We start from the raw sequence: 10,697 nt of genomic DNA, 5'->3' as shown, positions 1-10,697 counted from the left end.
TGGACACGCTTGAGAGCGCCACAAGGTTCCATCATGCGAATCGGCCACCAACAGCACCCAGGCCGCGAAGAAGACTGGCCCCCAAGTTTTGGCCTTTTTAACCCCTCTTTTTCAACAGGCTGCTAGCCGTTCATCGGCAGAGCAGGATCTGCCGGTCGAACACGACCGAAAGATTCAACATGGTCGCTGGAGGGATCCCCGAACGTGGCTTCGTGAAGCCTATCGCGCAACAGATCGGGACCCAGCGGATGCGGAACGCTATCAAGCACCCGCAGCGATCAGTCGTCGCGGGGCTGAGGTAGCGGATTTGGCCATCTATCACGAAGTGGAGCGTCTTTTGACAAGTGTAATTGGCCCCGACGATGAGCGAAATGCGAACCTGTTGGCCTCATTCTATGCGGACAAGGCGTTGTTGTGTTTCGCCGTTCATGATTCTGAGGCGGTTTTCTCTGCTGCTGACACGTGCATAGCCATCCGAGAAAGGTTGGTGATCAAACAAAAGCACAGGGAATTTGCGGCCGACCTTGCATCTGCCTACATGCACAAGGCCATCTTCTGCAAGTGGTCAGGTGACCACGTCGCCGCCCAAGCGTTATACGACAAGTGCATTTCCATTTTGGACCCTCTCGTGGAAAAAGATGGACGTATCGATCTTACTGCTGATCTGGCACGCGCCTACATGAACAAAGCTGTAGACCTCACCGAGCAAGGCAAGGTCAAACCCGCGATTGCATTGTTTGACAAGAGTATTGCGGCACTTCGCTCCATGGGACGCCACGGCAATGCAGAAGCAATGAACGATGACCTTGCTCACGTGTTTATGAACAAAGCAGGCGCCCTTCTGCACATCGGAAATGCGGGTGGCGCTGCCGAGTCCTATGAAATGTGCATAAATATTCGCGCTCCTCTAGTCGAGCGTGGTGGCAGACGAGATCTCGAAAATGACCTCGCGTCTGCCTACCTGGGAAGAGGTGTGGCACTGAACGACCTTGGCAACTATGAGGGTGCAATGAAGATGTTTGATCAGGCCATTCAAATCATGGAGCGACTCGTCGTAATCAATCGGAATACGACTTTAGCGACTGAGCTTGCTCGTTCGTATTTGGGCAAGGCAAACGCTCTTCGGGACCTTAAGAATTTCGAATCCGCCGAACTGTTGTATCGTAAGGCATGCGACATCTGGGAACGCCTCGTGGTGGATGAGGGCCAGCGCAATGCGGCGAATGACTTAGCTAATGTTTACATGTGCATGGCGAATGCGAAGCGGGCTGCGGGCGACCTGCGAGCCGCTCTGCAATTGCACGAAAAATGTATCGGCATAAGAGAGAGATTGATCGCGACAGATGAAAATGCGGAGGTCGACGTGGATCTTGCCAAGGCATACATGAACAAAGGCAATGTCCTCAATGAGTTAGGAGGACATACCCAGGCGTTAGCGGCCCATGACAAGTGCATCGCGATTTACGAACGCATGGTCCACGAGCAAGGACGAGAAGAACTAGAGGGGCTGCTCGCCGAGGCTTACGCAAATAAAGCCGCGCCAGCTAAGAAACTTGGAGATTTGCAGCAGGCAACGTCTCTTTACGAGAAATCTATTACAATTTACGAACGGCTCACGAGAGATGGACGGACTGATAAGCTCTCGGAGTTGGCATGGGCGCAATTGTCCCGCGCCAGTGTTTTATTGGCGTCTGGTAACATGGGAGCAGAGGATGTTGTCAGAGCGCGAGAAGCCTTTAAGTTGGCATGCAGGTTGGCCGAAGAAACGGGCCAACTGCGTGCTATACAACTTGTCGAGTGGAGCAAGCAAACACTCCGCGCCGTGCTGTTTGAAGGAATTTCTTCTGCCACTTTAGAGTTTTGTCTGCCGAGCGGGCTGAAGGGTTGCATATCCTGCGCGGCAGCCATTATTGACTTCAGCGACGTAACGAAATGGTTGCGTTGCCCCCCGGGTCATTTCTGGTTTGTGACCCCCAACGTTAACATGTCACCACCACCATACGGTCCGAGAGATGAGATTGTCCTTGATGAGGTATCGGCGCCTGCTCCGCAGAACCGGAGGGAAGCAATGGAGTTTGTGCATGTCTATATCGAAGGCGACGGGCGTGGACTTTTTTGGCGAGGGGACTGGATGGATTCGTTTCATGAGTCATACCCGCTTGGCCCGCAAGACAAGAAAGCATGGTTGCAGTGGGTTTCGACAAAGGGGGAATATCTAGACAGTGTCCTCGAGCGCGCTTCAAGGGAGGCCGCGCGGGCTGCAAGGATCAAGGATACCGTCCAGTATGGTCCTTTTGCTAGATATTCACTCATCTCCGCATCTGAAATTCCACGGCTAACTAATCACCAATCAGCCGATCACTCGTATAAATTGTCCGAACTCGTAGGGCGTTCCTACAGGTTAACATCCGGCATGCGGCAAACGGATTATGAAACTGCTATCAATGTGGTTGCAGGGAATCTTCATGAGCAGGGCTGTCGAATAATCAGCACCGAACAGGATAGAAACGCCCCCTGTTCGATTATCGCGCAATCGCCTAGCGGATCTGTTGGTGTGAAGGTTGTTGTGACTCGTGCGCCAGATCAACCACAGTATGACCAGGAGGATGTCAGAGCCCTGCGGGAGTTTTGCACGCGAAAAGCGGATCGCTGTGCCATCGCACCAGTGGGCCTGATGCCGGGGACGAAGCGATCACCAGAAGGCGATCAAGAGTTTTACGTCAGATACGAAGGATTAGTGAGCGTATGATTTGCGTGTGCGAGACTCAAGCCAGCAAAAGGTTGACTCTTCAAGTTCTCGTCAGCGTTTCAGTGTTCCAAAGACGCTACTGACGGTTTTTGAATGGTTAAATTATTTGCCTGCAACGGCGGTCTGCTGAAGCAAAGGGCAAAGGGCAAAGGGCAAAGAGCAAAGAGCAAAGAGCAAAGAGCATGGAGCGCGGCACTTGGGAAGCCTTGGGTTGCACCGTGAGAGTTTGGAACGCCGCAGAGGCCCGAAGCCTGAATCGGAATGCCTTTCTCCCGAATAACTTGGCTGGTAAAAAATGGGAACCGCTGTTTTCCGATCTTTTACCGCCCATCTTTTACCAGAGAAAGTTACTCTCTGTCCCACCATCAAGCCGCCTTGAGTTCAGGTGCTCTGCGGCTTTCCTGGTTGCCTTCGGCGCTTTCGCTGCGCTACAGAGCTTGCGGTGTTTCATTCTGGGGTTTGGAAGCGGAGAAGGCATTGGCGTTACCTCAATCCCGATGGATGATGGTTCATGACGGAGGCCGATTCCCAACTCCCCACGACAGTGTCACCGCATCACTACTTTGTGGATGAAAGCGGCGATGGCGTGATTTTTGACTCCAGGGGACGGGTGCTGATCGGCAGCGGGAAGGTGCAGGATCATTTCATCCTGGGCATGGTGGAGTTCACTGATCTGCCCGCTTTGGAGGGGGAACTGACCGAACTCCGGGCTGCGCTGCTGGCCGATCCCTATTTCAAAGGCGTGCCCTCCATGCTGCCGGCGGGCGGCAAGACCGCGATGTTCTTCCACGCAAAGGACGACCTCCCCGAGGTGCGGCGGGAGGTGTTTAAAGTGCTGCTGCGCCACGAGTTCAACTTCTACGGCATCATCCGCACCATGTCTGCCGTGCATCGGCGGGTAGTGCTGCTCAACCAGCGCGATCCCACCTACCGCTACACCCCAAGCGAGCTGTATGACAGCGCCGTGCGGCGGCTCTTTGACAAGAAGCTGCACACCGAACCGGCCTACAAGGTCATCTTTGCCAGCCGGGGCAAGGCCCGCACCCGCTCCCTGCGGGAGCACCTGCTGCATGCGCAGAAGCACTCCAAGAAAGCCGCTGGCAGCTATCCCGATGCCACGGTGGAGGTGCTCGCCATGCCCGCCAATGACAGCACGGGCCTGCAAGTGGCGGATTACTGCCTCTGGGCGGTGCAGCGGCTCTTTGCCAAAAACGAAGACCGTTTTCTGGATCTGATCTGGCCGAAGGTGGCTCTGCTGGTGGATGCGGACGACACCTCTGAGGCCAGTTACGGCACTTATCACACCCGGAAGCGCCCGCCGCTGGACCTCGTGAAAATGAAAAGTCGGAAGGTAGAGGACTCAGGGCCGTAGCCCTTCATCACACGGCATGGAGCCGAATTTCACCTTCCGACAGGTTCAATTTGTCATTTTCAGCGCGCATGAGCAAGCAAGAACTCAAAACATCTGATTTATCAGCCGCGCTCATGATTTGTCGCGGTTTGCAAAAAGCCTTGGGAGTCGAGTCCGCCAAAGCCCTGCGCGGCGAGTTCTTCGCGGAGGCTGCCCAAGGCCGCAGCGGCGGCTTTGTGGACGGCCTGCTTCGAGACGCCCAACCGCTCGCCGATCTCGGCGTAGCTGTGCCCCTCCGCGACGAGGGCGAGGATTTGCTGAGTTCGTGCAGGCAGTGAGGCCAGCAGGTTTTCCAGCACGCGACGGCTCTCCTGCGAGCGGACCTGGCTCAGCACATCCTGAAACTCATCCGGCAACCGCTGGCTGGGCGCGGTGCTGCCCGTCGTGGTGAAGGCCGCGAGGGCGAGATCCGCCTCCGGCACGATCTGCCGGGCATGACGGGCCTCCTTTTGATGTAGCGAGTTCAGCGCATTCCGAATGGCCCGTGCGGCATACGCTTCAAACACCCCGCGTGCTGGATCAAACGCCAGCGCCGCCCGATGCAGCGCCGCATGAGCCACGGTACGCACGTCATCAGCGGTCATGCCGGGAATGTTCGCATAGCCGCCCGCGATCTTGTCGGCCAGCGGCAGCGCCTCACGAAACAATGAATCGGCATCGGGCATGGGGTCGTGGATTTCGAAGAATGATCCGGTGATTTCAGGCGGCGGCGAGTTCGGGAATCACCGAGATGGCGGCGTATTCGGCCGCCTTCTCGGCACGGACGAGGCGCATGTCATAATCACGCTGGAGATTGAGCCATAATTCTGGCCCCGTGCCGAGCGCGGCCCCAAGACGGATGGCGGAGTCGGGCGTGATGCCACGACGGCCTTTGATGAGGTCGTTGATTCGGCTGACGCTGATGCCGGTGGCCTGGGCGAGGCGATACTGGCTGATGGTGGCGGGCTGGAGAAAGTCCAGCAGCAGCATTTCACCGGGATGCGCGAGGTGGAGCGTGGTTTTCCTGGCTTTGGCTTTGGTTTTGGTTTTGGCAGTGTTCATGGCGGGGCTTGGTTGATGGGTTTTTGGTGAGGGGTGTCGGCGGCTAATGATAATCCGTGAGTTCGACGTTGCGGATTTCGAGCGGGGGTTCGGTGCTGGTGAAGGTGATGCGCCATTGGTCGTTCACGCGGATGCTCCACAAGTCAGGCTGTCCTTTGCGCTGACCGCCGAGCTTTTTGCAGCGGAGTCCAGGGACAGCCTGAAGACTGGCCATGGAGACAGCGGCATCAAGGTAGCGGAGCTTGCGGAAGGCATGCTCCTGAAGCTCCACCGACAGGCGCCGGACGGCCCTGCCGTGAAAAATGGCCTCCGTTTCTTTGTCGGCAAAATGAAGCAGCATGAGCAAACAATACCCAAAAACGGAAAGACGCCAAGAGGAAGTCCGCGTCTCGCAGGCTGGTTGACGATTTTCCGCGTAACCCGTAGGTGCGGGCATGAACAAATCGGTGGCGATCCTCAGCGACATCCATGGCAATGCCCATGCCCTGCGCGCCGTGCTGCAAGACATGGCAGACCACGGCATCAACGAACGAGTGTGTCTCGGCGACGTGGTCGGCTATGGCGGCAGCCCCGGCGACTGCATTGATCTCTTGATGGAAAAGGGTATTCCCTGCGTGAAGGGCAATCATGATGCGATGGTAACGGCCAGCGAGGGGCTGGATGGCGTGAAGGATGCCACGCGTCAGTCCATCGAGTGGACACGGGGCGTTCTGACTCCGGGGCAGACAGACTGGCTGACGGCGCTGCCCATGACGATGCAGGCCGAAGACTACGAGGCGGTGCATGCCTCCCTGCATCATCCTGGCGAGTGGGCTTATGTGCTGAGAGCGGATGCTGCCGCGCTGAGTTTTCCGCATCAAACAAGAATGGTCTGCTTCATCGGACACACGCACTCGCCTGCATTTTGGGTGGAGGGTGATGAATTTGGCGTGGACATCACTTCGATTGAGGCTTTGAAGCCGAACCGCAAGTGCCTCGTGAATGTGGGGGCCGTCGGCCAGCCGCGTGATCGCGATGAACACGCTTGCTACGCCATCTATCGTCGCGACACCCAGGACATCCTGTGGAGGCGCGTGTCCTATGACATTGCCGGTGCGCAGCAAGCTATCATCCAAGCCGGTCTGCCAGCCTACTTTGCGCAGCGGCTAGAGCTGGGGAAGTGAAGGCAGACATATTTATCGTGGTCAATCTGTCAAAGTGCTGAAAATGAGCAGTTTAACGCTCAAATGCCCCGCCTCAGAGGCCGGACATCGGAGCAAAAAGGTCGGAATTCGGACCTCAGAGGTTGGATGTCGAACCGAAAAGGTCGGCGTTCCGACCCCTGAGGCATCGATGCCGGAGCAAAAAAGTCGGATGTCCGACCTAACGGCTTGGAAAGTGAAGCTCCATGCTTGGACACCCGGCCTGAGAGCTCGGGTGTCCGACCTGAAAGGCATCGCTGTCCGACCTCCGAGGTGCGAGCGCCGAGCCAAAAGGTGGGGCGTTTTGTCGATTTTGACCGGCAGCAGCGGAGAGGAGTCTCCGCTCTCCTTTCATCAAGTTACTTCTCCACCGGCTTGCCCGCCGCTTCCCAGCCGCCGAAACCTTCGTCGAGGTGGATGAGGTTCTTGAAGCCGAGTTTTTCAAAGACTGGGAGGGCGCGCATGCTGCGGCCACCGGCCTGACAGTGAACCAACGTGGGCTGGGTTTTGTCGAGCTTGGCGAGCTGCGCTTCAAAGTCGGCGGCCATGATGTCGATGTTCTTGGCGGTCTTGATGTGGCCGTCTTTGAATTCGTCGGGCGTGCGGACATCCACGATGACGACTTTGCCTTCGGCGATGATTTTCGCGGCTTCGTCGGCTTTGACGTGTTTGGCCTTGTCTTCAGCGAATCCGAAGGCGGGAATGAGCAGGAGGAGGGTGGTGAGGAGGGTTTTCATGGGATGGAGGGTCAAGAGGTCAACGGTCAAGAAGGTCAAGGTGTAGCGCAGTGGACTTCGACGGGCATGCGGCTGAGGCGTTGGTAGAGTCGGCGTAGGGTGAGTACGGGCCACCAGCGGTAGAGGTAGATTTCGAGCGGCTTCCACATGGCGACCCAGCCGATGATGGTGAGGCCTTCGCGGGCGACGGTTTGCCAGCTTCCGGCAGGCGGCGTGAGCAGGGTGGCGGTGATCTGACAGATGCCGAGGAAGAGCAGACCGATGATCAACGAGGCGCGGCCTTCGCGCATGAGACGTTTCATTTCGTGCATCGTCATGTCAGCGCGATACTCGAAGTAGTGAGCGACGGAGTCGGCGACGAGCTTTTGCGCATCGGCGACATCGGCAGGGCGTTTGGCGAGATGCACAAGGAGCTTCAAATCGTGCTGCTTAGGGTGCTCCTGCGCCCAACTGACGATGAATTCCTCGGCGTCGTGATCCAGATCGCGCTCATGGAAGGGCGAAGGGTCCATGGAGTTGAACAACTGGTTCAACTCCGTGAGCTTGACCTCGATGAGTCCGGTCATGATGGGGAAATGACGAAGGACTAAGGACCGAATGACGAAATAATGACGAAGCCCGAATGACGAGGCTGAAGCTTGCCCCGGTGTTGACGTTGATCTTCAAGCTTCGTCATTGGGATTTCGTTCGTCATTCGGATTTATTCATTTGTCATTGTTAAGCCTTCACGCCTTCTTTGCGGCCTCGTATCCCTTCGCCACCTCGGCCCAGTTCACCACGTTCCACCACGCGGCGATGTAGTCGGGGCGTTTGTTTTGATACTTGAGGTAGTAGGCGTGCTCCCAGACATCGAGGCCGAGGATCGGGGTGCCGAGATTTTCCTCCTCGACGACGCCTTTCATGAGCGGGTTGTCCTGGTTGGGCGTGGAGGTGACTTTGAGCTTGCCGTCCTTCGTGACAATGAGCCAGGCCCAGCCGGAGCCGAAGCGCTTCGTGCCGGCCTCGCCGAAGACTTTTTTGAAGTCGTCGATGCTGGTGAAGGTGCTCTGGATCGCCTCGCCGAGCTTGCCTTCGGGGCTTTTCGGGCCGCTGCCAGCGGGGGCCATCCATTTCCAGAACCAGGTGTGGTTCACATGACCGCCGCCGTTGTTGCGGATGAGCATGCGCTGGGCCTCGGGGACGGATTTGAGGTCGGAAATGAGGGCGACAGGGTCGGTTTTGTCCACGCTGGCGGCCTTCAATGCGTCGCCGAGGTTCTTGATATAAGCGGCGTGGTGCTTGCCGAAGTGGATGTTCATCGTCAGGGCGTCGATGTGCGGCTCCAGGGCCTCCGGGGCGTAGGGCAGGGGGGATTGGGTGAGATCAAGCGCCTGGCTGCTGGTCGGGACGACAAGGGAGCCTGCAAGGGCGGCGGTGCTGGTGGTGAGGAAGATGCGGCGGTTCATGGTGGTAGTTTGGGTTGGTGTGTGCGGCATGATACGAAGGAGGCCGGGCCGATGTCACGGCTAAAATGACCGCGACATGGCTATAAAGTGACGCGTGCAAAGAATTGCCACCGTGGTAGCATTTGCCTTGTCATGGCCGCCGTTACCCATCCCCCCGAGTGGACCACTCCACAGTCCTCTTTTCGTTCCCGCGACGATTGGAGCCTGAAATGGTGGGTGATGTTCGCGCTGATCCTCTCCGTGGTGTTTCACATGATGCTGGTTGTCGGTTTCGACTTCCTGGGCGTTTCCGCCATGCAGCCGGTCAAACTGCGCGAGGTGCCGGAGCGCATCCGCATCAGTGATCAGGCGCTCAAGGACCAGCAGGCCATCCAGCAGATCCCTGAGATCATCGCCCCGGGCAACGTGCCGGACATGAAGGCATTCGAGCCGAATCTGGACAACTTTGACAAGATGCAGGAGCTGCCGGCGAACCAGGAGATCGACCTGACGCCGAATGTGAAGGAGATCACGAACTTCATCCGCGCCAACGACCCCGGCGACGGTGCCCCCGGCGCTCCCAAGGCCACCGACATGGCCAAACTCCTCGCGCCGCAAACCATGGCCGCGCCCGACATCGCCGCCGAGATGGCCAGCGTGCGGCGGGATGTGCTCTCGAAGCCCGTGTCGGAAAAACAAATGCTGCTCGATGCTGGCGCGCTCGATCCCGGCGAAGGCGGCAAGATGGACAGCGGCCTGCTCGACGCGGTGAAAAGCCAGGGCACCGCGACCGCCGCCGGTGCGCGCGTGAAGGGTTTCAGCAATCTCGACGACCTCCTCGGCGGCGGAGGCAAGATGGGTGGCAGCACCGCGCCGATCCTGATGCCGACCGACCTTCTCTTCGACTATGGCAGTGATCAACTGGCCGAAGCGGCCCGCCTCAGCCTCATGAAGCTGGGTTTCCTCATCCAAAAGAACCCGGACTCGCTCTTCATCATCGAAGGCCACACCGACAGCTTCGGTGGCGAGGACTTCAATCTTGAGCTCAGCATCCGCCGTGCGAACGCGGTGGTTTCATGGCTGCGGGAATCGCTCGGACTCGGCAGTGACCGCATCCAGGCCATGGGCATGGGCAAATCGAAGCCGATCGTCAGCGTCGCTGGCACGGTGGAGCAGCAGGGCCTGAACCGCCGCGTGGAGATCAAGGTGCGGCCGAAGAAGTAACACCTCACTTCAACCTCGCTGCACGCATGCCGGTCAAATCCGTGTTTCTGCATCTCACAAGGCTCTGGCTGAGCGGTGGCCGCTGGGTGGTGATGCTCGCGAGTTTGGTTTTCTTTGCCTGGTGCTATGTGCAGGCGTTTCAGTGGCAAAGTCAGGCCGGCACCGGCATTCACGAGCAGGAACGCATGTATCTCAATGCCGCCATCGAGACGCGGCGTGATCTCACGCCGGACTTTTCCAAAGGAGTCTCCAAACCGCTGAACGACTGGCTGCCGCACCGCACGGATGGCATCGTGCGGCCGATGTGGCCCTGGCTCGCGGCTTGGAATGTGGCAGCGGGTCATGCGACATCAGCGGCGGCTTTGAGCGCCGAGGATCACCTGGTGCTGCGCTCCGGCAAGCGCTTGCTCTTTGGCCTGAGCCTGGGATTCCTGCTGATGCTTGGTCTGGCGGCGGCGCGGGCCTTTTCGGTGCCTGCGGCCCTGCTGACGATTTTGACGATCGGTTTTGGCGTGCTGCTGCCCTCGGCGGCAATGTTTTCGCCGGATGTGCTGTTTCAGCTCCTGTTCCTGCTCACCTGGGTGTGTTGCATCGCGGCACTGAAGCGCAATTCGCTTTGGCTCTATGGCATGATCGGCTTTTTCTCCGCTCTGGCGAATCTCACGCTGCCCACGGCAACGACGCTGGTGTTCGTTTTCATTTTCGTGAGCACGCTGCGCTGGCTGTGGGGCCTGATCGTGGCGAGCTGGTTCCAGGAAAGCGGTACCACGCTCTGGGTGTGGCGGAATCACTGGCTGGGCATTATTTTGCTCGTCGCCTGTCACTTGATCACCGTGGGGCCGATGCTTGCGCATTCGAAGGAGAAGCTGGGCGATGCCGCGCCGTTCTTCTGGCGCTGGTTTGACGATGAAAACGCCATGCGCCAGTGGA

11 protein-coding genes are annotated in these 10,697 nt (G+C 58.1%); 5 read left to right on the top strand and 6 right to left on the bottom strand.

All coding sequences use genetic code 11. The features are described 5' to 3' along the window. Positions 1 to 307: 307 nt before the first annotated feature. Positions 308 to 2,749, top strand: a complete 2,442-nt coding sequence (locus tag ACILSI_RS25925; protein ID WP_395724830.1) for a tetratricopeptide repeat protein — start codon at positions 308 to 310, stop codon at positions 2,747 to 2,749. Between the two features lie 511 nt (positions 2,750 to 3,260). Next, the gene (locus ACILSI_RS25920) at positions 3,261 to 4,121 is read left to right on the top strand and encodes a DUF3800 domain-containing protein (protein WP_395724829.1); all 861 of its coding nucleotides are present in this window, start codon (positions 3,261 to 3,263) and stop codon (positions 4,119 to 4,121) included. A gap of 101 nt (positions 4,122 to 4,222) precedes the next feature. On the opposite strand, the gene ACILSI_RS25915 is transcribed toward ACILSI_RS25920, so the two are convergent. The 3 genes from ACILSI_RS25915 to ACILSI_RS25905 are packed head-to-tail and all read right to left on the bottom strand — an operon-like array spanning position 4,223 to position 5,541. After that, complete coding sequence (locus ACILSI_RS25915; RefSeq protein WP_395724828.1) at positions 4,223 to 4,825, bottom strand: RNA polymerase sigma factor; 603 nt, start codon at positions 4,823 to 4,825, stop codon at positions 4,223 to 4,225. 34 nt (positions 4,826 to 4,859) lie between these two features. Further along, complete coding sequence (locus tag ACILSI_RS25910) at positions 4,860 to 5,201, bottom strand: HigA family addiction module antitoxin (protein ID WP_395724827.1); 342 nt, start codon at positions 5,199 to 5,201, stop codon at positions 4,860 to 4,862. A gap of 43 nt (positions 5,202 to 5,244) precedes the next feature. Then, positions 5,245 to 5,541: a type II toxin-antitoxin system RelE/ParE family toxin gene (locus ACILSI_RS25905; RefSeq protein ID WP_395724826.1), complete on the bottom strand. Its 297-nt coding sequence runs from the start codon at positions 5,539 to 5,541 to the stop codon at positions 5,245 to 5,247. Positions 5,542 to 5,635: 94 nt separating this feature from the next. Between ACILSI_RS25905 and ACILSI_RS25900 the strand changes: the two genes are divergently transcribed. Beyond that, the gene (locus ACILSI_RS25900; RefSeq protein ID WP_395724825.1) at positions 5,636 to 6,364 is read left to right on the top strand and encodes a metallophosphoesterase family protein; all 729 of its coding nucleotides are present in this window, start codon (positions 5,636 to 5,638) and stop codon (positions 6,362 to 6,364) included. Between the two features lie 377 nt (positions 6,365 to 6,741). On the opposite strand, the gene ACILSI_RS25895 is transcribed toward ACILSI_RS25900, so the two are convergent. The 3 genes from ACILSI_RS25895 to ACILSI_RS25885 all read right to left on the bottom strand — a co-directional run bounded on the left by ACILSI_RS25895 (position 6,742) and on the right by ACILSI_RS25885 (position 8,564). Then, positions 6,742 to 7,119 (bottom strand): rhodanese-like domain-containing protein, encoded by a 378-nt coding sequence (locus ACILSI_RS25895; RefSeq protein WP_395724824.1) that lies wholly within the window; start codon positions 7,117 to 7,119, stop codon positions 6,742 to 6,744. 35 nt (positions 7,120 to 7,154) lie between these two features. Continuing rightward, positions 7,155 to 7,685, bottom strand: coding sequence for a hypothetical protein (locus ACILSI_RS25890; protein WP_395724823.1), 531 nt, complete (start codon positions 7,683 to 7,685; stop codon positions 7,155 to 7,157). 159 nt (positions 7,686 to 7,844) lie between these two features. Beyond that, positions 7,845 to 8,564, bottom strand: coding sequence for a superoxide dismutase (locus ACILSI_RS25885; RefSeq protein WP_395724822.1), 720 nt, complete (start codon positions 8,562 to 8,564; stop codon positions 7,845 to 7,847). Positions 8,565 to 8,696: 132 nt separating this feature from the next. Between ACILSI_RS25885 and ACILSI_RS25880 the strand changes: the two genes are divergently transcribed. Further along, positions 8,697 to 9,767, top strand: coding sequence for an OmpA family protein (locus ACILSI_RS25880; RefSeq protein ID WP_395724821.1), 1,071 nt, complete (start codon positions 8,697 to 8,699; stop codon positions 9,765 to 9,767). Between the two features lie 26 nt (positions 9,768 to 9,793). Further along, positions 9,794 to 10,697, top strand: a 904-nt coding sequence (locus tag ACILSI_RS25875) for a hypothetical protein (protein ID WP_395724820.1), incomplete at its 3' end; no start/stop codon positions are given.

The sequence above is a fragment of the Prosthecobacter sp. genome, from assembly GCF_044232965.1.
Lineage (GTDB): Bacteria > Verrucomicrobiota > Verrucomicrobiia > Verrucomicrobiales > Verrucomicrobiaceae > Prosthecobacter.
The sequence above is the reverse complement of the archived record's forward strand: the minus strand, read 5'-3'. Positions and strand labels throughout refer to the sequence as shown.

What these genes read in the sequence shown, in the direction of transcription:
- ACILSI_RS25920 (WP_395724829.1), top strand. Translation starts at nt 3,261, where the DNA reads ATGACGGAGGCCGATTCCCAACTCCCCACGACAGTGTCACCGCATCAC.
- ACILSI_RS25915 (WP_395724828.1), bottom strand. Translation starts at nt 4,825, where the DNA reads ATGCCCGATGCCGATTCATTGTTTCGTGAGGCGCTGCCGCTGGCCGAC.
- ACILSI_RS25910 (WP_395724827.1), bottom strand. Translation starts at nt 5,201, where the DNA reads ATGAACACTGCCAAAACCAAAACCAAAGCCAAAGCCAGGAAAACCACG.
- ACILSI_RS25905 (WP_395724826.1), bottom strand. Translation starts at nt 5,541, where the DNA reads ATGCTGCTTCATTTTGCCGACAAAGAAACGGAGGCCATTTTTCACGGC.
- ACILSI_RS25900 (WP_395724825.1), top strand. Translation starts at nt 5,636, where the DNA reads ATGAACAAATCGGTGGCGATCCTCAGCGACATCCATGGCAATGCCCAT.
- ACILSI_RS25895 (WP_395724824.1), bottom strand. Translation starts at nt 7,119, where the DNA reads ATGAAAACCCTCCTCACCACCCTCCTCCTGCTCATTCCCGCCTTCGGA.
- ACILSI_RS25890 (WP_395724823.1), bottom strand. Translation starts at nt 7,685, where the DNA reads ATGACCGGACTCATCGAGGTCAAGCTCACGGAGTTGAACCAGTTGTTC.
- ACILSI_RS25885 (WP_395724822.1), bottom strand. Translation starts at nt 8,564, where the DNA reads ATGAACCGCCGCATCTTCCTCACCACCAGCACCGCCGCCCTTGCAGGC.
- ACILSI_RS25880 (WP_395724821.1), top strand. Translation starts at nt 8,697, where the DNA reads ATGGCCGCCGTTACCCATCCCCCCGAGTGGACCACTCCACAGTCCTCT.